A 25,908-nucleotide genomic window follows, 5' to 3' on the forward strand; every position below is an offset into this window, starting at 1 on the left:
GATTCAAACATGCTTCCGGCACTCTATGTTGCTAAAACCGGTCTGGCCGCCCAGGACACCAACCTGACGACCATTTCCAACAACCTGGCCAACGTTTCGACCACCGGTTTCAAAAGCGACCGCGCGGAATTCCAGGACTTGCTCTACCAGATCAAGCGTCAGCCAGGCGCCCAGTCCACTCAGGACAGCGAGCTGCCATCGGGCCTGCAACTGGGTACCGGTGTGCGCATCGTCGGCACCCAGAAAAACTTCACCGCCGGCAGCCTGCAGACCACCAACCAGCCGCTGGACATGGCGGTCAACGGCCGCGGTTTCTTCCAGATCCGTCAGCCTGACGGCACCTTGGCGTACACCCGCGACGGTACGTTTCACCTGGACAGCAACGGCCAGATCGTGACCGCCAACGGCTACGCGCTGGAGCCGGCGATCGTCGTGCCGCAAGACTCGCAGACCTTCACCGTTGGCGAAGACGGCACCGTGTCGATCACCACCTCGGCCAACACCGCGACCCCACAGATCATCGGCAACGTGCAGACCGCCGACTTCATCAACCCGGCCGGCCTGCAATCCCAGGGCGGCAACCTGTACCTGGAAACCGCTTCCAGCGGCGCTCCGCAGGTCGGTACTCCGGGCCTCAACGGTCTGGGCGTGGTCAAGCAGAACACCCTGGAAAACTCCAACGTCAGCACCGTTGAAGAGCTGGTGAACATGATCACCACCCAGCGTGCCTACGAGATGAACTCCAAAGTGATCTCGACCGCTGACTCGATGCTCCAGTACGTGACCCAGAACCTGTAAGCCGCTCTTGAAACGCCTGATGTCCTGCTGTGAAACACCTGATCAATTACGAGGGGCGCCTGAAAAACGCCTGCTACACCGCGAGGTTTTAAGTGTCATGAAACGGCTCTCTGTATTGCGGCTTTCCCTGTTGGCAGCTCCTGTGTGCGGTATCGCGCTGCTGACCGGCTGCGTTGCGCCTGCGGCCAAACCCAATGACCCTTATTACGCGCCGGTGTTGCCGCGCACGCCGCTGCCTTCAGCGGCCAGCAACGGATCGATTTATCAGGCCGGTTTCGAGCAAAACCTGTATGGCGATCGCAAGGCTTATCGGGTCGGCGACATCATCACCATCACGCTCTCCGAGAAGATGGCCGCCAGCAAAGCCGCCAGCTCCGGGATCAGCAAGTCCAGTAAAACCAGCCTTGGCCTGACCTCGCTGTTTGGCGCTGGCGTCAGCACCAACAACCCGGTCGGTGGCGGCAATCTCAGCCTGGACGCCGGCTACACCGGCGACCGCGCCACCAAGGGCGACGGCAAGGCCGCGCAGAGCAACAGCCTGACCGGCTCGATCACCGTGACCGTCGCTGACGTCATGCCCAACGGCATTTTGCTGGTGCGCGGCGAGAAGTGGATGACCCTGAACACCGGTGACGAACTGGTGCGCATCGCCGGCCTGATTCGCGCCGACGACATCGCCACCGACAACACCGTGTCGTCGACCCGTATCGCCGATGCACGCATCACTTATTCCGGTACAGGCGCGTTTGCCGATTCCAGTCAGCCAGGCTGGTTCGACCGATTCTTCCTCAGCCCGTTGTTCCCTTTCTGATAGCGGGATAGCCATGATCACGTTCAAGCAACTGATAGCGGCAGCGCTGCTGTTCACCACCGCACTGGGCGCCCACGCCGAGCGCCTGAAGGACATCGCCAGCATTTCCGGCGTACGGACCAACCAGTTGATCGGTTACGGTCTGGTGGTGGGGCTCAACGGCACGGGTGACCAGACCACCCAGACGCCGTTCACCCTGCAGACCTTCAACAACATGCTCTCGCAGTTCGGCATCAAGGTGCCGTCAGGTTCTGGCACCGTGCAGCTGAAAAACGTCGCGGCCGTGGCCGTGTACGCCGACCTGCCGCCGTTCGCCAAACCGGGCCAGCAGATCGACATCACCGTGTCGTCCATTGGTAACTCGAAAAGCCTGCGCGGCGGTGCCCTGTTGATGACCCCGATGAAGGGTATCGACGGCAACGTTTATGCCGTGGCCCAGGGCAACCTGGTGGTCGGCGGCTTTGATGCCGAAGGCCGCGACGGTTCGAAGATCACCGTCAACGTTCCGTCTTCCGGGCGTATCCCGGGCGGCGCATCGGTTGAACGTGCCGTGCCGAGTGGCTTCAACCAGGGCAACTCGCTGACCCTGAACCTCAATCGCAACGACTTCACCACCGCCAAGCGCATCGTCGACAAGATCAACGACATGCTCGGCCCTGGCGTTGCTCAAGCGCTGGACGGCGGCTCTGTGCGGGTGACCGCCCCGCTGGACCCCAACCAGCGTGTTGATTACCTGTCGGTGCTGGAGAACCTGGAAATCGATCCGGGCCAGACCTCGGCCAAAGTCATCATCAACTCGCGGACCGGCACCATCGTTATCGGCCAGAACGTCAAGGTCTCGCCGGCAGCCGTCACCCACGGCAGCCTGACCGTGACCATCACTGAAGATCCGGTGGTCAGCCAGCCGGGCGCGTTTTCCAACGGCCAGACCGCTGTGGTCCCGCGTTCGAAGATCAACGCCCAGCAGGAAATGCACCCGATGTTCAAGTTCGGTCCGGGCACCACGCTGGATGAAATTGTCCGAGCGGTTAACCAGGTGGGCGCAGCGCCAGGCGACTTGATGGCGATTCTCGAAGCACTGAAACAGGCTGGCGCGTTGCAAGCCGACCTGATCGTGATTTAAGAGGCAGACTGAATGAGCATTCCAAGCGGCGGCACGACTGTCTCAAAGGCAGGTTCAGGTGATTCAGGGGCGTATACCGACCTCAACCGTCTGACTGCCATGAAAACCGGTGATCGCGACAGCGAGGGCAACCTCAAGAAAGTCGCGCAGGAATTCGAGTCGCTGTTCGTCAGCCAGATGCTCAAGGCCATGCGTTCGGCCAACGAAGTGCTGGCCAAGGACAACCCGATGAACACCGCGGCGACGCGGCAGTATCAGGACATGTACGACCAGCAACTGTCGGTGAGCATGTCACGCGAGGGTGGCGGTATTGGTCTGCAGGACGTGCTCATGCGTCAGCTGTCGAAAAACAAAGGCGCCGAAATCGCCCCAGCCAGCACCGGGCTTGTCGCCGGCGGCAAAACGGAGGCGAAGGCCGACGGCAAAGCCGACGCGCCTGCACAGGCCGGCCTGGCCACGCGCATTGCCCAGCGTCCGCTGTGGGCCACCCGTTCGGTGACCGCGCCGGAAGCCGGCGACGGTACCGTGCATAGCGACGTGGCGGCGCTCAATTCCCGTCGCCTGTCGCTGCCGAGCAAACTCAGCGACCGCATCATGGCCGGCATCGTCCCGAACACCGCCACCGCCACCGCCGCCGGCCAGGACGCGAGCACCAGCGCTACCACACTGAAGAACCGCATTGCCGTCTCCAATGCCGTGGCCGCCGCGAAAAGCGCAGGTTCCAAGGAAAATGGCGACTGGACGGTCGGGCCGCAGTACGCCGCCGACGCCGACGCTTATGTGCGCAGCCGCGTGCAGACGCCGCTCGCGCCGGGCAAGAGTGCATTCGCCAACCGTGATGACTTCGTCGCCACGATGATGCCGCTGGCCAAGGACGCCGCTGCGCGCATCGGTGTCGATCCGAGCGTGCTGGTGGCCCAGGCGGCGCTGGAAACCGGCTGGGGCAAATCGATCATGCGTCAGTCCGATGGCGGCAGCAGCCACAACTTGTTCGGCATCAAGGCCCTGGGCGGCTGGAAAGGGCCGGAAGCCCGCGCGATCACCAGCGAGTTCCGCGACGGCCAGATGGTCAAGGAGACCGCGGACTTCCGCGCCTACGACTCGTACGCCAGCAGCTTCCACGACCTGGTGAGCTTCCTGCAGAACAACAATCGCTATCAAGAAACCCTGAAATCCGCCGATAACCCGGAACAGTTTGTGAAAGAGCTGCAGAAGGCCGGCTACGCAACCGACCCGTCTTATGCCAGCAAGATTTCTCAGATAGCGAAACAGATGAAGAGTTACCAGACCTACGCATCCGCCTCGGGCTCTTCCACGACTTTATAAGGTTTGAACCATGTCACTGATCTCAATCGGGCTTTCGGGACTCACCGCCAGCAGCGCAGCATTGACGACGATCGGCAACAACACTGCCAACGTCGACACGCAGGGCTACTCGCGTCAGCAAGTGATGACCGCCGCCGGGGCTCAGCAGAACATCGGCGTCGGTTTCATCGGCACCGGTACGACGTTGTCCGACGTGCGCCGCATCTACAACGGCTACCTCGATAACCAATTGCAGACCAGCACATCGCTCAACGCCGACGCCACCGCGTACCTGAGCCAGGCCAGCAAGCTCGACTCGATGCTGTCCGACAGCTCGACCGGCGTGAGCACGGTGCTGGCGAAGTTCTTCACTGACCTGAGCGCTCTGGCGTCCGGGCCGACTGACACGGCTGCGCGCACGACATTTCTGACCAGTGCATCGGCGTTGGCCGGTCAGTTCAACACCATCTCGGCGCAGATGAAGGACCAGAACGCCAGCATCAATACCCAGCTGACCACGGCAACAGGGCAGGTGAATGCACTGGCGTCGTCCATTGCCGTCCTCAACAAGCAGATCACCGAGACCCAGGCTTCCGGCGGTCAGCCCAACACGCTGCTCGATTCGCGCACCGAAGCGGTACGTCAGCTCAATGAACTGGTCGGCGCCAAGGTCGTTGAAAACAACGGCAGCTATGACGTTTACATCGGCACCGGCCAGCCGCTGGTCACCGGCACCACCGCCAATACCCTGAGCGCCGTGCCCAGTGACAGCGACCCCAGCGTGTATGCGCTGAAACTGAAATATCAGAACAACGAAGTTGATGTCTCCAGTGTGGTAACCGGTGGCTCGCTTGGCGGGTTGCTGCGTTATCGCAGCGACGTGCTGCAGCCGGCCGCCAGCGAGCTGGGCCGTCTGGCGGTGGTCGCTTCCGACCAGATCAACAGCCAGCTCAACCAGGGTGTGGACGCCAACGGCAACTTCGGCAGCAACCTGTTTATCAGCGTCAATGACCCGAGCCTGACCAGCCAGCGCAGCCTTGCCAACACCACCAACGATCAGTCTTCGGGCAACTTCGCGGTGTCCATTGCCAACAGCGGCGCGCTGCAGACCAACGATTATCAGGTGACCTTCACCGATGCCAGCGGCCAGTACAGCGTCAAGCGGCTGCCGGACGGCAGGGACATGGGTTCGTACAACACCAGCGCCACCACTGCGCCGGTCATCGACGGCTTCTCGCTGAAATTCAATGGCACCTCCACCGAGGGTGACAGCTTCAAGATCAGCCCGACCAAGACCGGTGCCGACGGTATCAAGGTGGTGATGACCGACCCGAAAGCCATCGCCTCGGCCAGTCCGCTGACCGGCAGCTCCATCGTGAGCAAAGGCTCGGGCACGTTCACCCAGCCTGTCTTGTCGACCCAGGCCGACATCTACAACCCGACCGCGACGGCCGATCTGCGAAACGCGCTGACGGCCTCGACGCCGATGCGTTTGCTCATGGGCGATGTCACCAATGGTGCTCAGAGCTATTCGCTGGTCGATGCACAGGGCGCGGAGGTCAAAGACAAATCTGGTAATGCGATCAAGGGTTCAATTGTTCCAGGCCAGTCCAACGACATCAGTCTGGAAGTGGGTTACACCGACTCGTCGGGCACCGCGCAGTCGTTCAAGTTCGGCATGACCCTCGCCGGCTCGGCCAACAGTGGCGACACCTACAGCATCGCCATGACTGGCGCCGGGTCTCTGGACAACCGCAACGCGACCTCGGTCGGTACCCTGCAGACCAAACAGACCCTCGACAGCGCAGCCGGCAATGGCACGGGTATGAGCCTGAGCGGCGCCAACGCCAACATGATTACCACCGTCGGCAGCAAGGCGGCGCAGGGCAAGAATGATTCGACGGCCACCACCGCCGTCCTTACCCAGGCCAAGAGTGCGCGCGACAGCGTTTCCGGTGTTTCGCTGGATGAAGAAGCCGCCAACCTGGTCAAGTATCAGCAGTACTACACCGCTTCGTCGCAGATCATCAAAGCCGCTCAAGCCATTTTCAGCACGCTGATCAACAGTCTTTAAGGAATCGTAATCCATGCGTATCTCAACGACCCAGTTTTACGAAACCAGCGCCACGAACTACTCGCGCAGTTACGCCAACGTCACCAAAACCGGTGACGAAGTGGCCAGCCAGGTCAAGCTCAACACCGCCGGCGATGATCCGGTCGGCGCGGGCCGTGTGCTGCAGTTGCAGCAGCAGGGCACGATGCTCAATCAGTACAAATCCAACATCGACACGATCAATACCACCGTCGTGCAGACCGAGACGGCCTTGACGTCGATCACCTCGGCGATTCAGCGCGCGCAAGAGCTGGTACTGGGCGCTGCGAACACCTCGTTCACCGACAAGGACCGCCAGGCCAACGCCTCCGAGCTCAAGGAGTTGCAGGGGCAGATTCTTGGCCTGATGAACAGCCAGGACGCCGACGGCACCTACCTGTTCTCCGGGTCCAAGGGCACCACCGCGCCATACGCCGTCAGCTCCGACGGCACCTACAGCTATCAGGGCGACCAGACGCGCAACCTGCTGGCCGTTGGCACCGGCATCTCCATGGCCAGCAACACCACCGGCTGGGATGCATTCGAACAAGCGACCAACACCACGCGCACCTCAACGACCCTGGTCGCTGGCGCGGATGACGGCGTGATCTCGTTGTCCGGCGGCAGCGTCAGCAATGCCGCCACCTACGACACCAGTTTCACCGCCGGTCAGCCTTACAAGATCTCCTTCACCAGCAGCACGGCCTATACCATCCTGGACAAGAACAACCAGGATGTGACAGGTGAGGCGTCGGCTGCGGGCAAGTTTGCGTCCACCAATTCGGCGAACCAGGCCATCACCTTCCGGGGCCTGGAACTGAACCTGAACATCAACCTGACCAAAGATCAGTACGCAAGCACCAGCGCCGCCGACGCGGCCGTCAAGGACCACACCTTCCAGCTGGGTGTTTCCCCCAGCACCGTGAGCACTTCGCGTCTGCCGGCCAACACCTCGACCGATGTGATCACCAGCTCGGTGGTGACCGATCAGGCCGCGTTCGACAAAACCTTCCCGTCGGGCGGCGCTGTCGTGCGCTTCACGGATGCCACCAACTTCAATCTGTACGCAGCGCCCTATGACCCGGCGACCAGCAAAGCGGTGTCCACCGGCACGCTGAGCGGTAACACGGCGACGGCCTCCGGCGTGACCTTCACCTTCAGCGGCACGCCGCCGGCGATGGCGGCAGGTGACCAGTTCACCGCGCAGTCTTCGACCCAGCAAAGCCAGAACGTGCTGAACACCTTGTCCAAGGTCATCACGGCGCTCAACGGCAAGGTCGATGGCGACCCGATTGCCCAGCAGAAACTGCAGGCGACGATGACCTCCACCATCGGCAACCTGAAAAGTGCGGCCGAGCAGATCATCAATGCCACCAGCGAAGGCGGTGCCCGGGCCAAGACCGCGACCGATCAGAGCGTGACCAACCAGACCATGATCGACAACGGCACCACCGAATCGGGCACGATCACCGCGTCCGACCCGGTCGATGCCATCGCCCGTCTGACCCTGCAGAAAACCATGCTGCAAGCCTCGCAGCTGGTGTTCACCCAACTGTCCGCGCTGAACCTGTTCAGCAAGCTGTAATCGGCCCAGCGGCGCGCGACACCTGACCAACAGGTGTCGCCACCGTTGAGCGTCAACCGTATTGTCAGCGGTTATGCCGATCCTCTCCCCGGGGTGCGGCGCCGCTCGTGAGTCCCGCCCGTGAATTCAGCTCCCCTCGTCAGCCTCGTCATTCCCGCCTACAACCCGAGCTTTTTCCAGCGAGCCCTGCTGGACGCCCTGGCCCAGACCTATCGGCCCCTTGAAGTGGTGGTCTGCGACGACAGCGCGACCGACGAGATCCAGCGCACGGTCGAAAAATACCTCGACTCAAGCGCGGTCACGCTGCGTTATGTGCGCAACCCCAAGCGTCAGGGCTTCGTCGGCAATTTGCTGATGTGCCTGCAGGAAGCGCAGGGTGAGTTCATCAAATTTTTCTGCGACGACGATCGGCTGTTTCCGGCGGCCGTCGCGCGTCAGGCGAGCATTCTGGTGGAGCATGACGACGTCAGCCTGGTGCTGGCCCAGCGTTATTTCTGCGACCCCCAGGACGTTCAGTTGCCGGTGCGCATCGAGAACGCGCCGCTCGCCGAGTCCAGTTCGGTGTTCTACGGCGCCGACCTGCTCTCGGTGTTCGATATCTCGCCCACCAACTTTCTCGGCGGGTTCAGCAGCTCACTGATGCGCCGCAGCGACGTGCAGGTGATTCTGCCGGCGCTCAGGGAAGTCGGCGATGGCTTCACCGCGCTGGTGGATTTCGTGCTCTACGTGTGCCTGCTCAAGCGCGGCAACATGGTCATGCTCAACGATGTCCTCAGCGCCGAACGTTTGCACCCGGACCGTTTGAGCCGCCAGCAGTGGGTCAGGGACCTGATCAGCGACGAGCGGCAATGGCTGGGCAAGATGCTCAAGGCGCGGACCGGCGAAGACGCCCCCGAATATGGCTGGGTGCGCTTTGTGCCGCTGACTGAGGCGCTGGTGCAGCCTCGCGTCTGGCAAGAGCTGCCCCTCAGCCGCATGCTCGGTGACCGACAGGCCTCCTTGCCGTGGCGAGTCGGCACCGACAGCGAAAGTTTTGCCGAGCTGTACCAGCAGTGGTTGAGCTTCCGCACCCTGTTTGGCGCCGATCGGCTGCGCGTGGCGGATAACGTCGCCACCTGGCCGTCGCAGCCGAAGATGGTGGCGGTGGTGCTCGACGAGCATGCCAGCGCCGCCGGAGTCGCCATGACCCTTGGCAGTCTCGACGCACAGTTGTATGCCGCCGAACTGACCCTGGTGCTGTCCAGCGCCTGCGAGACGCCCGTGCTCGACGGCCGCGTGTTCACTTTGCCGCTGCAGCCCGACTGGCTGGCGCAACTCAATGACCTGTTGCCCCAGCTTGAGCGCGGCGACTGGTGTTACCTGCTGCGGGCGGGGGATCGGCTGACCGACTGTGCGTTGCTGATCCTTGCCGAACGCGCGGCCCACTCGCCTGACGTGCTGTGCCTGTACGGCGACGAAGGCGCGTTGCACGAAGGCGAATCGGCCGAGCCGGTGTTCCGGCCTGACTTCAACCTCGACCTGCTGCGCAGTTATCCCTACGTCGGTCGCGTTCTGGCGTTTCAGATCGATGCGCTGGTCAGGCTCGGCGGTTTCGATTCGGCCTACGGCGAACTCGCGGCCCATGACGCCATTTGGCGCCTGACTGAAGCCCACGGCGTGGTGGTTCAGCACGTTTCGGAAATCCTCGTCGAGTCGCAGTTCCCGTTTCAGGCGTGGCTGGCGCTGGATGAGGTCATGGCGCAAAACGCCCCGGTGCTCCGCGCACATCTGCAGCGCATGGGCATTGCTCATCAGCTGCACGAGGTGGAAGGGCAGTGGCTCAATCACGTGGAATACCTGAGTGACGCGCGTCCGCTCGTCTCGATCATCATCGTCCATCAGGACCAGTTGGCGGCGTTGCAGCGCTGCGTCGAGTCGCTGCTGTCGAAGACCCCTTACGATCATTTCGAAGTGCTGATCGTCGACTGCGCCAGTCAACAGCCGGAGGCTCGGTCCTGGCTGGCGGACATGCAGCAGATCGGTGGCGACACCCTGCGCGTCCTGCATTACGAAGGGCAGGGCAATGGCGCCGACGTGCGCAACTTCGCCGCTGGCCATGCCCGGGGCGAGCACTTGCTGATGCTCAGTGTGTATGCGGTGGTCGCCGACTCCGCGTGGCTGGGCGAACTGGTCAATCACGGGCGGCGCGAAGAAGTGGGCGTGGTCGGCGCCAAGCTGTTCACCCCCGAAGGCTACATTCTCCAGGCCGGGCTGATTCTGGGTTACCACGGCCCTGCCGGCCCTGCGTTTTTTGGCGAGCCGCTGCACGCGCCCGGTCATCTGCTGCGGTTGCAAGCGGCCCAGGACCTGAGCGCGGTGGGCGGCCACTGCCTACTGGTGCGCCGCGCCTTGTTCGAGCAACTCGGCGGCCTGAACAGCACCGAATTCAGCGGCAGCCTGAGCGAAGTGGATTTCTGCCTGCGCGTGCGGGAGTCCGGTCATCTGGTGGTCTGGGCACCGCGTGCGGTGTTGGCGATCGGCGCCTCTACGCCGGCGGAACAGCTGCGCGATAAACAATCCCAGGTCGACGATCAGCATGCCTTCTACAAACGCTGGCTGCCGATCCTCGCCCGTGACCCGGCCTACAACCCCAACCTGCGCCTGACCGGTTCGTTTTACAGCCTGGAACCCGGCCTGAAGAAAGGCTGGAACCCTTATTCATCGCGACGTTTGCCCAATGTGCTGGCGATCCCGGTCAACAGCACGGCGGTGGGTCACTACCGCGTGTCCCAGCCGTTTCTGGAACTGGAGGCCGACGGCCGAATCGGCGGGCGGATGAGCTACGACCTGCCGTCGATCATCGAGCTGGAGCGTCAGTCGCCCGACGTGATCATTGTGCAGTGCCGCTACAGCCAGAATTCCATCGATCAGGTCGCCAGCCTCAAGGCGTACTCCAACGCCCGGCGCATCTACGAGCTGGACGACTACGTGATCAGCGTGCCGAAAAAGAACGGCCATCTGCGCAGCATGCCATCGAACATGGAAGCGATGGTGCGTCTGGGGATCAGCCTCTGTGATCGGGTGGTGGTCTCGACGGTGACGCTGGCCGATGCACTGTCGGGGATGCACCACGACATCCGCGTGGTGCCGAACATGCTGGCGTCGCAACTCTGGACCGGCCTGCGCAGCCAGCGCCGCACTTCGAAAAAGCCTCGGGTCGGTTGGGGTGGCGGGACCAGCCACGCCGGGGATCTGGAGATCATCGCCGAGGTCGTGCGCGAGCTCGCCGATCAGGTCGAGTGGGTGTTCTTCGGCATGTGCCCCGAGTCGTTGCGCCCGTACGTGCACGAGTTCCATCCGTCCGTGGGCTTGCTGGCCTATCCGGCGAAACTGGCGGCGTTGAACCTCGACCTCGCGCTGGCGCCGCTGGAGCACCACATTTTCAACGACTGCAAGAGCAACCTGCGCCTGCTGGAATACGGCGCCTGCGGCTACCCGGTGATCTGCACCGACACCCGGGCCTACGACGGCTACCTGCCATGTACTCGTGTTATGACCAACAGCACCGCCGAATGGCTCGAAGCGATCCGCATGCACCTGGCCGACCCCGACGCCAGCTACCGCATGGGCGATGAGCTGAAAGAAGTGGTCATGCGCGACTACGTCCTGCGCGGCGACAACCTTCAGCACTGGGTCAACGGCTGGCTGGCGGATTAACTGCGCTGTTTTAGTGGGACCGGCTTCAGCAGGGTAGGGGCCGGCATGTGCACCCTCAATTGCGCGGCGTGACGCCTGGACGGCCACCAGCGCTTGTCGAACATCCAGACGTCGCCGATCTTTCGGCAGGTCAAGAACTTGTGGGAGCGATCTTGCTCGCGAATAAGCCGGCACATCCGCCGAATATCCATCGGTAGAGATGTCTCCTTCGTGAGCAAGCTCACTCCCACATGACCGGTGTCCGCCGCATCATCGCCAGCCTCCTTCCCGGCTAAAGCCCATCCTGCCCATTGCGCGCAGCCCCGCCATCCAGAGTTGGCGTGCTTCCTGCTTCGTCTCCCCGATATCGCCATTGATCATCTTTTTGACGCTTGGCCGCATCACAGGGAAAACGTAATGCACCCTCATTCATCTCCGGGAAACACCATGCCGCTCGATGCCCAACTGACGCTTGTGGTCCTCACCCATGACCGGCCCGCACTCCTGCGCCGGACATTGCAGTACTACAGTTCCTCGTCGGCCCACGTGCTGGTGCTGGATGCTTCGCAGCAGTCAGCCGCCGACATCGCCGCGCTGTTCCCGCAGGTGGATTACCGCCACGTGCCGCAGTTCGCCGAAACCGGGGTCCTGAGCAGGATCGCCCATGGCGTGACCCAAGTGACCACGCCGTTCATGGCGTTCGTGGGCGACGAAGATTTTCTGATGCATGACGCGCTGGCCCAGTCGGTGGAATTTCTGGCTACCCACCCGGACTACGGCCTCTGCCACGGCTATTGCCTGATGTACCAGGCCCACGGCGACAAGGTCGAATACTTCCGCCGCGACAAAAAGGGCCAGGAAGACTTCGCCGCCGACAACAGCGGCGAGCGCGTCCTGAGCTTCATGGACCACTACATTCCGCCGTTCTACGCCGTCACTCGCACGGCGCTGCTACAACAATGGTTCGCCGCGCTGCCCCAAGGCGTCAGTGGCGAGCTGCAAGAGTTCGGTCACGCCTACTTCCTGCTCTCGGCCGCCAAGGCGCGGACCCTGCCGATCCCCTACGTGGTCCGCGAGCTCAACCACCGGCTCTCCGACCGCCCGACTCACATGCTGAAAAAGCTCAGTGACAGCGATCCGTCAGCTGTCCTCGAGCGCCACGAATTCGCCAGTTTTCTGGCAGCCCTGATCACCACCCACGGTGAGCTGAATGCAGTCGACGGCATCGAGCAGGTCAAAAAGGCCTACGCCGCCCTGCAGGCCTGTCTCGAAGACCAGCGTTCCCTGGGCCTGACCAGCATCGTGGTGTCGCGCTGGAACGATGTGTTCAAACCCGCAGACCGCCAGTTCGGTCCCCGTCAGTTCGTCGAAATGCCGTTTTACAACCAGGCCTTCTTCGACGTGCTGACCGAGATCGAGTTTCTGATCCACGCGCTGCCGGCCGGCAAGCTGCAGATGGAACAGCTCGAAGGGACCTGGGTTCAGCACGAAGTGCTGCTGCGCAGCCACGGTAACGACAACCCCGAAACCATCGCCAACCGGATGTGGGAAGCGATGGCCCTGAACATCTTCAACCCGTACATCGTCGAGCCCCTCGCCGGTCTCATGGCGCGCCAGGGTGACCCCGAAGAAGCGCTGGAAATGTCGCGCTGGTTGCAGCGCCTCAATTCGGTCCAGCGCCAGGACCATCGTGTGACCCTCGCCAACATGCCATCGGGTCAGCTGTTGCAGTGGCTCGACGCACGCCAGCCGAGCCCGAGCGACGCACAAGCCATCCTCAGCCGCATCGACAGCCTCGGCGGCGGACCGCAGTTCGGCATTCTGTTGCTGGACCTCGACGATGACATGAACAAACTTCAGGTCACCCTGGACAGCCTGGTCGAAGGCCACTGCAAGACCTTCAAGGTCGTGGTGTTCACCAGCGGCGAGCCACCGGCGGCGACCAGCGCGCAAAACACCCTGCATTTCGTCAAGGTCAGCAAGAGCAACTGGGTCGACAAGGTCAATCAGATCGCCCGCCAATCCACCTGCAACTGGCTGATGCTGGCCGAAGTCGGTGATGCGTTCACCGCCGGCGGCCTGCTGCGCGCCTCGCTGGAACTGCAGGCCGCGCCTGACTGCCGCGCGGTGTTCGCCGATGAAGTTCAACGTGAGGCCAGCGGTGCGCTGACCCACGTCATGCGCCCGGGCTTCAACCTCGACCTGTTGCTGAGCAACCCGACGCTGATGTCCCGCCACTGGCTGGTCCGCCGCGACGTGCTGGTCGAGGCCGGCGGTTACTCCGCCGACTTCGCCCAGGCCGCCGAATTCGAACTCCTGCTGCGCATCATCGAGCAGGGCGGCATGGGCTGGCTGGCGCATCTGGACGAGCCGCTGCTGGTCACCGACGCGCAACCGCTGGAAGAAAACGCCCAGCAGCGCCTGGCCCTGACCCGGCACTTGAACAATCGCGGCTTCAAGGCCCAGATCAGTCCGGCAGCACCGGGTACCTGGCGCATCGACTACCGCCACATCCAGCGCCCGCTGGTGTCGATCCTCGTCCATGGCGTTGACGACCTGCCCGTGCTGCAGCGTTGCCTGGCGAGTGTCCTGTTGCGCACGCGCTACGCGAATTACGAAGTGCTGATCGCGGACGATCACAGTGTCTCGGCGGAGCTCAGCGAATGGCTGGGTCGCCAGCACAAAGGTCGCGTCCGGGTCATCGCCATGGATCAACCGTTGAGTCATTCAGCGCGGGTCAACGCCCTGCGCGAACAGGCCACCGGCGAATACCTGGCGCTGCTCTCGGCCCACGGTGAAGTCATCAGCCCGAACTGGATCGACGCCTTGCTCAATCAGGCGATGCGCCCGGAAGTCGGTGTGGTTGGCGCCAAGTTGATCGAACGCAACGGCACGGTCAGTCAGGCCGGTTTGATCCTCGGCATGGACGGCGGTGTGGGTTCGGCCTTCATCGGCGAAGCGAAAGACGCCGCGGGCTACATGAGCCGACTGTTGCTGGATCAGAATTATTCGGCGGTGTCCGACGCCTGCCTGATGGTGCGCTCGTCGCTGTTCGATGACGTCGGCGGCCTGGATCAAGGGCATTTTGCCGACGCCTTCGCCGATGTGGACCTGTGCCTGAAGGTGGCCCAGGCCGGGTACCTGACGGTGTGGACGCCTCACGTGCAGTTCGTGCATTCGGGCGCATTGCCCGACGCGCCACAGGCGCTGACCGCGCTGCAAGACAAATGGTCCGGGGCGTTTGCGCACGACCTGGCGTACAACAAAAATCTGCAACTGACCGGCAAGGGCTTCACCCTCGCTCAGGCCGACGGTTCCAGTTGGGCCGAGCTGCTCGCTTAAGGCCTCCGGGTTAAAGGACTACGTCATGTTCAACGGCAAATCAGTGTTCATCTCAGGCGCGACCGGCTCGTTCGGCCGCATGTTCATCCGCACGCTGCTGGCGCGTTATCAGCCCCGGCGCGTGGTGGTGTTCTCCCGCGATGAACTCAAGCAGTACGAAATGCAGCAGGAATTCAACGCGCCCTGCATGCGCTATTTCCTCGGCGACGTGCGCGATGCCGATCGCTTGCAGCAGGGCATGCGCGGCATCGATTACGTGGTCCACGCGGCGGCGCTCAAGCATGTGCCGGCGGCGGAATACAACCCGACCGAGTTCATCCGCACCAACGTCAATGGCGCGGAAAACATCATCTCGGCGGCGATCGCCAACGGCGTGAAGAAGGTCGTGGCGCTGTCGACCGACAAGGCCGCCAGCCCGATCAATCTGTACGGCGCCACCAAGCTGCTGTCGGACAAACTGTTCGTCGCCGCCAACAACATCGGCGGCGAGGAGCAGACGCGTTTTTCCGTGGTGCGATACGGCAACGTGGCCGGCTCCCGGGGCTCCATCGTGCCGTTCTTCAACAAGCTGCTGGCGGGTGGGGCGGCTGAATTGCCGATCACCGATTCGCGCATGACGCGCTTCTGGATCACCCTCGACCACGGCGTGGATTTCGTCATGCAGAGCTTCGAGCGCATGCACGGCGGCGAAGTGTTCGTGCCGAAGATTCCGTCGGTGCGCATCGTCGATCTGGCCCAGGCCATGGCCCCCGACCTGCCGCACAAGATCGTCGGCATCCGTCCCGGGGAAAAACTCCACGAGCTGATGGTGCCCCAGGACGACGCGCGCATGACCCTGGAATTCGACGACCACTACACCATCGTGCCGTCGATTCGCTTCAACAACGTCGACACCGACTTCGCCGTCGACGCCACCGGCGCGCAGGGCAAAGCGGTTCACGACGAGTTCGAGTACCGCTCCGACACCAACCCGGACTTCCTGTCGATCCGCCAGATCGGCGAGCTGCACGCTGACGTTCAGCCATGATTCCGTACGGCAGGCAGAGCGTTGATCAGGCCGACATCGACGCCGTTGTCGAGGTGTTGAAATCGGACTGGCTGACCCAGGGCCCAACCCTCGAGCGCTTCGAATCGGCCATGGCCGAGCGCTGTGAAGCCGGTTTCGCGGTGGCCGTGTGCAACGCCACGGCGGCGCTGCACATTGCCTGTCTGGCGGCGGGACTGGGGCAGGGCGACTGGCTGTGGACCAGCCCGAATACGTTTCTGGCCTCGGCCAACTGCGGGCGCTATTGCGGCGCCGATGTGGACTTTGTCGACATCGACCCGCTGACCTGGAACCTCGACACCGACGCCCTCGCGCGAAAGCTAGAAGTGGCGGCATCCAACGGCACGCTCCCCAAGGTGCTGGTGGCGGTGGCGTTTTCCGGCCAGAGCTGCGACATGCGCGCCATCGGCGAACTGGCCCGGCGTTACGGTTTTGTGGTGATCGAAGACGCCTCCCACGCGGTGGGCGCGCACTATGCCGGGCGCCCGGTGGGCTGCGGCGAATTCGCCGACATGACGGTGTTCAGCTTTCATCCGGTGAAGATCGTCACCACCGGCGAAGGCGGCATGGTGCTGACCAATCGCCCTGAACTGGCCGAACATTTGCGCCGCCTGCGCAGCCACGGCATGACCCGTGACCCGGGGCAGATGGACGAGCCCAGCCACGGCCCCTGGTATTACCAGCAAGTCGAGCTGGGCTTCAATTACCGCATGACCGACATGCAGGCGGCACTGGGGCTGTCGCAGCTGAACAAACTCGACGGTTTTCTGGCCCGGCGTCGGCAGTTGGTGGCGCGCTATCAGACTCTGCTGGCCGACCTGCCGCTGACCTTGCCGACCCTTCAGGCTGAGGCCGATTCCGCGTGGCACTTGTACGTCGTGCGCCTGCAGACCGACCTGCTTGCGCTGAGCCATCGTCAAGTCTTCGAAGGTTTGCGTGGGGCAGGCATCGGCGTGAACGTGCACTACATCCCGGTCCATCTGCAGCCCTATTACCGCGTCCTGGGTTTCAACCCCGGTGATTTCCCCGAAGCCGAGGCTTATTACGCCCAAGCCATCAGCCTGCCGCTGTACCCGGCGCTGACCGAAGCGCAGCAGGATTACGTTGTTGAACAGCTTCACCGTTTGCTCGGCGAAACGCGCCCGGCGGCCACTTGATGCGGACGAACCCATGACAGGCCCACGAGCATGAGCGCCGTCGCCATCATCCCCGCACGGGGCGGCAGTCAGCGCATCCCGCGCAAGAACATCAAGCTGTTCAACGGCGAGCCGATGATCGCGTATTCCATTCGTGCTGCGCGGGCGAGCGGAGTGTTTGATCAGATCGTGGTCAGCACCGACGACGAAGAAATCGCTGACGTTGCCCGCGATTGTGGCGCTGACGTGCCGTTCATGCGCCCGGCGGACTTGGCCGACGCTTTCACTGGCACGGCGGCAGTGATTCAACACGCGCTTTGCGCACTTGATCGGCGCTTTGATTACGCTTGCTGTATCTACGCCACTGCGCCGCTGTTGCAGGCGCGTTATCTGCGTCATGGCCTGGAAGTACTCGAAGCCGCTGCGGCAAAATCCTATGCGTTCTCGGTGTGCAGCTTTGGCTTCCCGGTGCAGCGTGCGTTGTTGATCGACAGCGACGGCAGCCTGTGCGCGATGCACCCGGAATTTAGCAGCGTGCGCTCCCAGGACCTGCCCGTCGCCTATCAGGACGCCGGCCAGTTCTACTGGGGCCGCAGCGACGCCTGGCGGCGCGGCGACACGGTGTTTTCCGAGCTCAGCCTGCCGGTGATTCTGCCCCGGCATCTGGTGCAGGACATCGACAGCCCGGAAGACTGGTTGCACGCGGAATACCTGTACGCCGCGCTCAAGGCCGGTGGGGAGCTGCAATGATGCGCGTACTGATCCGCGCCGACGCCTCGGTGACCATAGGCAGCGGCCACATCGCCCGCTGCCTCACGCTCGCCAACACGCTGCGTGCAGATGGCGCCGATGTGCGCTTTGCCTGCCGCGAATTGCCGGGGCATCTGCTTCAGCGGCTGGCGGATCAGGGCTATGTTGCCTACGCCCTGCCGGCACGCTATGGCGCGCAGGAAGACCAGGACATCGAAGCAGCGTTGCCTTGGCAGGCGGACCTGTCTGCCCTGGCCGAAGAGCTTGAGGATGAGCCCCTCTTTGACTGGCTGATCGTTGATCATTACGGCCTGGATGCACGCTGGGAAAAGGCGGCGCGCGGTCTCGCCGATCGAGTGATGGCGATCGACGACTTGGCCAACCGGCCCCATTCGGTTGAAGTGTTGCTCGACCAGAATTACAGCGCGCAGGCGCTGAATCAGCCCTACGCCCCCTGGATCGACCGTGAGTGCCAGGCGTTTCTGGGGCCGCGATTTGCCCTGCTGCGCGACGAGTTTCAGTGCGACCCCATCGCGATCAAGCCGCGTGTCGAACGGGTGCTGGTCAACTTCGGTGGCTTCGATGCGGCCGGGCAGGTGTACGCCACGATGCTGGCGCTTCAAGGCTTCGATGATCTGCAGGTGGATTTCGTCGCCGGTTTGCATAACCCCCACTGGGAGGCGATGAGCGATCTCGCAGCCTCTCGGCCTGAGTGGCATTTGCACACGCTGACCGGTGATTTTTTCGCGCTGATGCAGGCGGCCGATCTGTTTATCGGCGCCGGGGGCGGCACCACCTGGGAGCGCGCGGCGCTGGGGTTGCCGACGATCTGTATTTCGGTGGCGAACAATCAGCAGCTCAATGCGCAATTGCTGGCCGAGGCCGGTGTGCATGTGTACCTCGGGCCCCATGTGCAGCTTGAGGCCGGGCGTTTGCGTGATGCGATCGGGCAGCTGTGTGGTGATGCAGCTTTACGCCGGTCGTTCGCCGAACAGTCGAGGTGGTTGGTGGATGGCCGTGGTGCCCGGCGCATCGCTGACGCATTGGCGGCCCTGGTCAACCCAGACATTCCAGCTACCGTCGTAACGCGGCAGGGCGCATGAGCCGCTGCCCGTTCCTATTTTTATCGTCCGGCCTTGGGCCGACCGACGTCACAGCAGCGAGTGAGCAACGATGACTTCTTTCAAGATCGGTTCCCGAACCATCGGCCCCGACGCGCCGCCGTTCATCATCGCCGAGATGAGCGGCAACCATAACCAGTCGCTGGATCAGGCGTTGCGCATCGTCGAGGCGGCGGCCAGGGCGGGCGCCCATGCCCTCAAACTGCAAACCTACACCGCCGACACCATGACCCTGGACATCGCCGACGGCGAGTTCTTCATCAAAGACCCCAACAGTTTGTGGGCCGGGACCTCGCTGTATGCGCTGTATGAACAGGCGCACACGCCTTGGGAGTGGCACGCGCCGATCTTCGCCCGGGCCAAAGAATTAGGGCTGCTGGCGTTTTCCACGCCTTTCGACGAGACCGCCGTGGACTTTCTCGAAGGCCTCGACGTGCCGGCCTACAAGATCGCCAGCTTTGAAAACACCGACATCCCGCTGATCCGCAAAGTGGCGGCCACCGGCAAGCCGATGATCATTTCCACCGGCATGGCCAGCATCGCCGAGCTCGATGAAAGCGTGCGCGCCGCGCGGGCGGCGGGCTGCAAGGATCTGGTGCTGCTGAAATGCACCAGCACCTACCCGGCGACCCCGGCCAACAGCCACGTGCGCACGATTCCGCACATGGCCGGCTTATTTGGCTGCCAGGTGGGGTTGTCGGATCACACCATGGGCGTCGGCGTGTCGGTGGCGGCAGTGGCCATGGGTGCGACGGTGATCGAAAAACACTTCACCCTCGACCGCGCTGATGGCGGGGTCGACGCCAGTTTTTCCCTGGAACCGGCGGAAATGGCCAGCCTGGTCATCGAAACCGAGCGGGCCTGGCAGGGCATGGGCCACGTGCAGTACGGCGCGACCGAAGCCGAGCAGAAATCGCTGCAATATCGCCGCTCGTTGTACGTGGTGCGAGACATCGCCGAGGGCGAGGCCTTCAGCCCGGACAACATCCGCGCCATCCGCCCCGGCCTCGGTTTGGCCCCGAAACATATCGATGCCGTGCTGGGGCGCGAAGCCCGACACGCACTGAACCGCGGGACCGCGTTGAGCTGGGATGTGGTGGGTTAAGTGAAGGCTGGACCGGCATCACTTGGGAATTGCGCTGTGAACACGAATGTGGGACCGGCTTTAGCCGAGAAGACCTACTAAACGTGTAGCCAGTGAGATTGGCTGTGAACACGAATGTAGAACCGGCTTCAGCCGGGAAGACGGCATTCGTCACACCGCAAAATTGAGAGTGCACATCAGGGCCTCTTCCCGGCTAAAGCCGGTCCTACTAAACAGCGCGTTGAAGCTCGACCACACGCCACATTCCCGTGACATCTTCATGTCAATCACCTGTCTGAGCAGCGATCTGATGTTGCGCGGCACCCGTCGGTCAGCTAAAAGCTTGTAAAACTTTTGGTGACCTGTGGGTCATAACGGGCATCTTCACTGTATCGTGTTGGCGGTCCGTGACGTCCTCGGGCTGATTCCAGAGCGATTCTGGTGTCGCCCTGACCTGTACGTTGCCTTTTTTTCAGGCCGCAAGCCCCGGATTTTCAACGCCCCGCCTAACCGCGCCGGGTGATGTTCAGCAGTTTTTTATTGGGAAGCCATGATGATTGGCATCAAGAGCATAGCGAGTTATGTGCCCACGGCCGGCGTCGACAATTACGCCCAGGGTGCCAAATTCGGAAAGGATGAAGACTTCATCCTTGGCAAGATCGGTTCTGCTTTTCTGCCGCGCAAAGACGACACCCAGGAAACCTCGGACCTGTGCGTCGAAGCGGTCAACCAGCTGTTCGCCAACAACCCCGGTCTCTCGCGGGACGCCATCGACGCACTGATCGTCGTCACCCAAAACGGTGACGAAGAAGGCCTGCCGCACACGGCCGCCATCGTTCAACACAAACTCGGCCTGCCGACCCACGTCGCCGCGTTCGACATTTCCCTGGGTTGCTCGGGCTACGTCTACGGCATCTATGCGCTGAAAGGCTTCATGGAAGCGACCGGCCTGAAAAACGGCCTGCTGGTCACCGCCGACCCGTATTCGAAGATCGTCGACCCGGAAGACCGCAACACCACCATGCTCTTCGGCGACGCCGCCACCGCCACTTGGATGAGCGACGACGCCCCGTGGCAGTTGGGCAAATCCAAGTTTGGCACCGACGGCTCCGGCGCAGAGTTCCTCAAGACGACCGACGGCGCGTTCTACATGAACGGGCGTCAGGTGTTCAACTTCGCGCTGGTCAAAGTGCCCTCGCACCTCAACGAATTGCTCGAAGACTCCGGCCTGCAATCCTCCGACGTCGATGCGTTCTGCATCCACCAGGGCAGCGCGGCCATCGTCGATGCGGTCGCCCGTCGGTTCGAGGACGGCAAGTCGCCGGAGAAATTCGTCAAGGACATGCTCGAGACCGGCAACACGGTGTCGTCCAGCATTCCGCTGCTGCTGGAAAAACACGTCATGAACGCCACCTGGAAGCGCATCGCGGTCAGCGGTTTCGGCGTGGGCTTGTCGTGGGGCTCGGCGATCCTTTATCGTCCCTGACAGCGAATCACCGGGCTGCCTCCAGCCTGCACAACGGCGACGCTGATGACTCAGGTCGCCGTTTTGCTTTCTGCACTTCCCCCAGGAAAAGGATTGCCGTCATGAGCGAGATTCTCCAGCACAACCTCGCCGTGATCGAACAGCGCTGGCCGGACGTGGCCCAGCGGTTGCGGGCCGAAAACGTCGAATCCATTCCCGCGCAGTTGATCGAAGGCCGACAATCGACCCTCAGCATTGGCGGCATTCAGCTCACCAGCCGCCATGATCGCCTCGCCGAAGCGCAAACCCAGGCGCAAAGCCTCCCCGCCAACAGCCCCGTCGTTCATCTTTACGGCACCGCCCTCGGCGATCTGCAGCGGGTATTGCTGGCCGACGCTTCCCTGCAACCGCTGCACGTCCACATCCTCAACGGCGCGTTGTTTGCCCTGGTGCTGCAACTGCTGGAACAGGATGACTGGCTGTCCGACCCCCGCGTGAGCCTCGCCTATGCCGACGCCTGCAGCGAGATTCAGCTGCCATTCTTCGCACTGCCGGCCGAACTGGTGCTGGCCGACGACAGCAGCGCGCGGATCCGCGATCGGCTGGTCAGCGAAGTACACGTCAACTTCAACAATCAGGCGTTCGCCGCCGACACCCCCGACAACGCGCGCCTGCTGGAGCAGGGCAGGGCGCTTGTGCAGCGGGACACCGATGTCGCTGCGTTGTTTGCCACGCAGTCGGGGTGTGACGTGTTCGTCATCGCGACGGGGCCGAGTCTGCAACAGCATTTGCCGCGCCTGTTGAGCACGTCAAACAGCGCCAACCGGCAGCTGATTATCTGCGTCGACACCGCCTACGTGCCCCTGCGCAACCAAGGCATCAGGCCGGACGTGGTGGTGAGCATCGACCACCGCATCACCCCCCGGCATCTCCCCACCGAGGATTCGGCGCACATCGCGCTGGTCTATGTGCCGGGCCAAGACGCGGGAATGCTGGAGGCATGGCAAGGCCCGCGCTACGTGGGTTATTCCACCAGCCCGCTGTATGCCCGGCTGCGCGAAGAAATCCCGAAAGCCACGTTGCACGTGGGCGGGAGTGTCATTCATCCCGCCGTCGATCTCGCCGTCAAAATGGGCGCCGCGCGGATCACCCTGTTCGGGGCCGACTTCGCCTTCCCCGGCGGCAAGACCCACACCGGCTGGCAGGACGGCGACCTGGGGCCTGCCCTGAGCATCGCCAAACACTGGGTGCGCGACGGGCGGGGCCAAAAGGTCAAGACGCAGCTCAATTTCCGCAGCTACCTCATCGAACTCGAACGCTTCATCGCCCGCCACCCCGAGGTCACCTTCCTCAACACCAGCCGCGACGGTGCGCTGATCGCCGGCGCCGACTTCGACCCTGACTGGACCGCGCCATGACCCTGCCTGAACACGTTGTAGATGAAGCGCGCGAATGCGCGAAGCTGTTTCGCCTGGGCCGCGATATTGAAGGGGCCTTGAAAATGGTCGAACTGATTGACCGGTCGCTGCCGCTGATGGACGGGGCTTCTGTGGAAAGACAGGCTGAATGGGGGAGGGTGCTGGGTGCGATTCTCTCGTGCCAGGAGCGGCAGGATTGGTTGGGGGTGGCGGATTGGCTTGAAGTCGAGTTTCTTGAAATCTAACATTTTCCTGTTGTCGGGAAGTTGAAGAAAACTCCTACATTAGTTTCAGTTTGATCTGAATCAAGCGGCCCGCATGGGCCTTTTTTTTAGTTTTTTTTTATGTCCAGTCCATTTAATAACTTAGCTAATTTATTACCCTTCAACTGTCGTGATGGCGCAGCCTGCGTGCGTTGTTTGTTGTTAAAGCCACTCTGCAGTTCGTCGATAGCTGGACTGTAGGTTCTCCGGGAGAAATGGACTTCCCCGAAGTTAGAGAACCCTCCGTTTCTATCAACGAGGAATTCAAAATGGCTTTAACCGTAAATACCAATATTGCATCACTGTCTGTTCAGCGGAATCTGGGCCGCTCTTCCGACTCCCTAAGCACTGCCATGACTAGGCTTTCCTCGGGTTTGCGTATCAACAGTGCCAAAGATGACGCAGCTGGCATGCAGATTGCGACCCGGCTTACAACCCAGATTAGAGGGCTCACTGTCGCAGCGAGAAATGCGAATGATGCGATCTCGGTAATTCAAACAACCGAGGGTGCATTGCAAGAGTCGATTGGGATCTTGCAGCGCATGCGCGAACTAGCCGTTCAGGCGAAAAATGGCACAAACAGCTCGAGCGATCGTGCTGCATCCAATAAGGAATTTGACGAGAAAGTTGCCGAGCTCAATCGTCTTGCCGGCAGTACGAAGTTTGGGCAGGACTTGAAGCTGCTTGACGGAAGTGCAGGTATCCTCACCTTCCATGTAGGGGCGAACACTGGACCTGATGAGCAGATTGATATCGCTCTTACAGAAGACTTTTCCGGTAAAGCGCTGTTTACTGCAAAGGCAGACCTTCCAGTGCTTGCAGCGGCACTCCCGGATCCCACCAATAATAAGCCTCTGGTGGTGGGTAACAGGGATGTAAAGGTTGGAGATAACATCACCCCCAAAATTGATGGAACCGGCATCTATGAAGGGCTGGCGCGAGCGAACCCATTGCAGCCCACCAAGGAAGAGCTTGAGTTGGAGTCCGCTGTAACGGCCAAAAATATCGATGACGCGATTATTCAAATTGATAAGGCGTTGGCCACGGTCTCTGCAGCCACTGCTGAGCTTGGGGCCAAGCAAAACCGGCTGACATCTACTATTTCTAACATTTCCAATATCGTGGAAAACGTGACGGCTTCACGTGGTCGAATCGAAGACGTCGATTTCGCCGCCGAAACCGCCGAGCTCACCAAGCAACAGACTCTCCAGCAAGCCTCCACCGCCATCCTGGCCCAAGCCAACCAACTCCCGGCAGCCGTCCTCAAGCTGCTGCAATAACCCACACGCCTCTATAGATAGGAGCAACCAAAACCCGGGCGCGCCGCAGGGCGCGCCCTTCTTTTGAGAACTGGTTAACAAATCGCCGGGTCAGGTTAAAGCTTCCAGGGGTTGCGCCGAAACGCTGTGTATCCCCGGACAACAAACTGCGGGGGTGGCGCTCTGGTGGCAAATAAATTTGAAAAAGCCCTCAAGCTCCTGGCAACCGCGACGATAAACATTACGTAGGTTCTCTAGGCCACACCCGGCGCTTGCCAGGGCCGGATAGCCGCAGCAAACAACTCACGAGGAATTCATCATGGCTTTAGGCGTAAACACCAACGTAGCTTCCCTGGCTGTTCAGAAGAACCTGTCCAAAGCTTCCGATGCACTGTCGACTTCGATGACTCGTCTGTCTTCCGGTCTGAAAATCAACAGCGCTAAAGACGACGCAGCCGGCCTGCAGATCGCAACTCGCGAAACTTCGCAAATCCGCGGCCAGACTGTTGCCATCAAGAACGCCAACGACGGTATCTCGATCGCTCAGACCGCTGAAGGCGCTCTGCAAGAATCGACCAACATCCTGCAGCGTATGCGTGAACTGGCTGTTCAGTCCCGAAACGACACCAACGGCACTGCTGACCGTACTTCGCTGAACGCTGAATACGGCCAGATGTCCGACGAACTGACCCGTATCGCTCAGTCCACCAACCTGAACGGCAAGAACCTGCTGGACGGCTCGGCGAGCACCGTAACTCTGCAAGTTGGCTCGAACACCGGTACTTCTAACCACATCGACCTGGTTCTGACTGGCAGCTTCACTGCTTCGGCTCTGGGCGTTTCCAGCGGCAGCAGCTCGATCAGCGGCGGCGACAACACCACTGCTCACACCAACGTTGACGCCGCTATCTCGGCAATCGACGCGGCTCTGGCAACGATCAACAGCACCCGTTCGAGCCTCGGTGCTTCGCAAAACCGTCTGACCAGCACCATCTCCAACCTGCAAAACGTTAACGAAAACGCCACTGCTGCACTGGGCCGTATTCAAGACACCGACTTCGCCGCTGAAACCGCTAACCTGACCAAACAACAGACTCTGCAACAAGCTTCCACCTCTGTTCTGGCCCAGGCTAACCAGCTGCCATCCGCTGTTCTGAAACTGCTTCAGTAATAACGGCTAGAGTTTTGGCGGGGGAGTATGCTTGCGTGCTCTCCCGCTTTTTACTTTCAAGAGGTGAGTGGACATGGACATAAGCAACAGGATGAATGTGTCTTATCCAGTGATCCAGTCGTTGCCCGCGGTGCCTGTGGTTGCTGACAAGCCAGCCGTGGCGCCTCAAGTCGTTCCTGCTCCGGCCGATTCATCGCCGTCAGGCACATCGACAAGTAAAGACTCAGATCCGGAAAAGAAAACCGAAGAGTTGCAAGCGGCCGTCAAGCAAATGGAAAAGTTTTTTCAGTCGGTTCATCGCAACCTGGAATTTTCCATCGACGACAAGTCGGGCAAAGTGGTAGTGAAAGTGATCGCCACGGAAACCGGAGAAGTGGTGCGGCAACTGCCGTCTGCTGAGGCGTTGAAACTCGCCGACAGTCTGAAGAACGCAAACAGCCTGTTGTTCGAAGCGAAAGTTTAAAT

General features: G+C 61.7%; 19 protein-coding genes. All 19 read left to right on the forward strand.

Going from position 1 to position 25,908, the window contains the following annotated elements:
- Positions 1 to 9: 9 nt before the first annotated feature.
- The 19 genes from flgG (at position 10) to SLW74_RS10155 (ending at position 25,906) form a co-directional block, all read left to right on the forward strand.
- Positions 10 to 798 (forward strand): flagellar basal-body rod protein FlgG, encoded by a 789-nt coding sequence (gene flgG / locus SLW74_RS10065; RefSeq protein WP_065987266.1) that lies wholly within the window; start codon positions 10 to 12, stop codon positions 796 to 798.
- Positions 799 to 895: 97 nt separating this feature from the next.
- Entirely contained in the window at positions 896 to 1,609 is a 714-nt protein-coding gene (flgH, locus tag SLW74_RS10070) for a flagellar basal body L-ring protein FlgH (protein WP_410928766.1), read from the forward strand.
- A 13-nt stretch (positions 1,610 to 1,622) separates the two neighbouring features.
- Positions 1,623 to 2,732, forward strand: a complete 1,110-nt coding sequence (locus SLW74_RS10075; protein WP_065987268.1) for a flagellar basal body P-ring protein FlgI — start codon at positions 1,623 to 1,625, stop codon at positions 2,730 to 2,732.
- A gap of 12 nt (positions 2,733 to 2,744) precedes the next feature.
- Positions 2,745 to 4,058, forward strand: a complete 1,314-nt coding sequence (gene flgJ / locus SLW74_RS10080; protein WP_410928767.1) for a flagellar assembly peptidoglycan hydrolase FlgJ — start codon at positions 2,745 to 2,747, stop codon at positions 4,056 to 4,058.
- A gap of 10 nt (positions 4,059 to 4,068) precedes the next feature.
- The gene (flgK, locus tag SLW74_RS10085; protein WP_065987270.1) at positions 4,069 to 6,111 is read left to right on the forward strand and encodes a flagellar hook-associated protein FlgK; all 2,043 of its coding nucleotides are present in this window, start codon (positions 4,069 to 4,071) and stop codon (positions 6,109 to 6,111) included.
- Positions 6,112 to 6,124: 13 nt separating this feature from the next.
- Complete coding sequence (locus SLW74_RS10090) at positions 6,125 to 7,714, forward strand: flagellar hook-associated protein 3 (protein ID WP_065987271.1); 1,590 nt, start codon at positions 6,125 to 6,127, stop codon at positions 7,712 to 7,714.
- A gap of 120 nt (positions 7,715 to 7,834) precedes the next feature.
- Complete coding sequence (locus SLW74_RS10095) at positions 7,835 to 11,410, forward strand: glycosyltransferase (RefSeq protein ID WP_410928768.1); 3,576 nt, start codon at positions 7,835 to 7,837, stop codon at positions 11,408 to 11,410.
- Positions 11,411 to 11,806: 396 nt separating this feature from the next.
- The gene (locus tag SLW74_RS10100; protein ID WP_410928769.1) at positions 11,807 to 14,731 is read left to right on the forward strand and encodes a glycosyltransferase family 2 protein; all 2,925 of its coding nucleotides are present in this window, start codon (positions 11,807 to 11,809) and stop codon (positions 14,729 to 14,731) included.
- 25 nt (positions 14,732 to 14,756) lie between these two features.
- Positions 14,757 to 15,758 carry a UDP-N-acetylglucosamine 4,6-dehydratase (inverting) gene (gene pseB / locus SLW74_RS10105; RefSeq protein ID WP_192130021.1) on the forward strand — a complete coding sequence of 334 codons (1,002 nt, stop codon included), beginning with the start codon at positions 14,757 to 14,759 and terminating at the stop codon, positions 15,756 to 15,758.
- Positions 15,755 to 16,933 carry a UDP-4-amino-4,6-dideoxy-N-acetyl-beta-L-altrosamine transaminase gene (pseC, locus tag SLW74_RS10110; RefSeq protein ID WP_410928770.1) on the forward strand — a complete coding sequence of 393 codons (1,179 nt, stop codon included), beginning with the start codon at positions 15,755 to 15,757 and terminating at the stop codon, positions 16,931 to 16,933. Before pseB ends, pseC begins: the two co-directional genes overlap by 4 nt.
- Before the next feature lie 30 nt (positions 16,934 to 16,963).
- A complete protein-coding gene (gene pseF / locus SLW74_RS10115; RefSeq protein WP_410928771.1) occupies positions 16,964 to 17,662 on the forward strand; it encodes a pseudaminic acid cytidylyltransferase in 699 nt (232 codons plus the stop codon).
- Positions 17,659 to 18,765, forward strand: coding sequence for a UDP-2,4-diacetamido-2,4,6-trideoxy-beta-L-altropyranose hydrolase (gene pseG, locus SLW74_RS10120; RefSeq protein ID WP_410928772.1), 1,107 nt, complete (start codon positions 17,659 to 17,661; stop codon positions 18,763 to 18,765). Before pseF ends, pseG begins: the two co-directional genes overlap by 4 nt.
- A 70-nt stretch (positions 18,766 to 18,835) precedes the next feature.
- Positions 18,836 to 19,888 (forward strand): pseudaminic acid synthase, encoded by a 1,053-nt coding sequence (gene pseI / locus SLW74_RS10125; RefSeq protein WP_410928773.1) that lies wholly within the window; start codon positions 18,836 to 18,838, stop codon positions 19,886 to 19,888.
- A gap of 532 nt (positions 19,889 to 20,420) precedes the next feature.
- Positions 20,421 to 21,353: a ketoacyl-ACP synthase III gene (locus SLW74_RS10130; protein WP_192130025.1), complete on the forward strand. Its 933-nt coding sequence runs from the start codon at positions 20,421 to 20,423 to the stop codon at positions 21,351 to 21,353.
- Positions 21,354 to 21,454: 101 nt separating this feature from the next.
- The gene (locus SLW74_RS10135; protein WP_410928774.1) at positions 21,455 to 22,750 is read left to right on the forward strand and encodes a motility associated factor glycosyltransferase family protein; all 1,296 of its coding nucleotides are present in this window, start codon (positions 21,455 to 21,457) and stop codon (positions 22,748 to 22,750) included.
- Positions 22,747 to 22,995: a hypothetical protein gene (locus tag SLW74_RS10140; RefSeq protein WP_410928775.1), complete on the forward strand. Its 249-nt coding sequence runs from the start codon at positions 22,747 to 22,749 to the stop codon at positions 22,993 to 22,995. The genes SLW74_RS10135 and SLW74_RS10140 overlap by 4 nt, the downstream gene beginning before the upstream one ends.
- 287 nt (positions 22,996 to 23,282) lie before the next feature.
- A complete protein-coding gene (locus tag SLW74_RS10145; protein ID WP_410928821.1) occupies positions 23,283 to 24,293 on the forward strand; it encodes a flagellin in 1,011 nt (336 codons plus the stop codon).
- A gap of 298 nt (positions 24,294 to 24,591) precedes the next feature.
- Positions 24,592 to 25,443, forward strand: coding sequence for a flagellin domain-containing protein (locus tag SLW74_RS10150; RefSeq protein WP_065987282.1), 852 nt, complete (start codon positions 24,592 to 24,594; stop codon positions 25,441 to 25,443).
- Positions 25,444 to 25,516: 73 nt separating this feature from the next.
- Entirely contained in the window at positions 25,517 to 25,906 is a 390-nt protein-coding gene (locus SLW74_RS10155) for a flagellar protein FlaG (protein WP_410928776.1), read from the forward strand.
- Positions 25,907 to 25,908: the final 2 nt, after the last annotated feature.

The organism is Pseudomonas sp. W5-36, assembly GCF_046540455.1.
In the GTDB taxonomy this organism is placed as follows: domain Bacteria; phylum Pseudomonadota; class Gammaproteobacteria; order Pseudomonadales; family Pseudomonadaceae; genus Aquipseudomonas; species Aquipseudomonas graminis_B.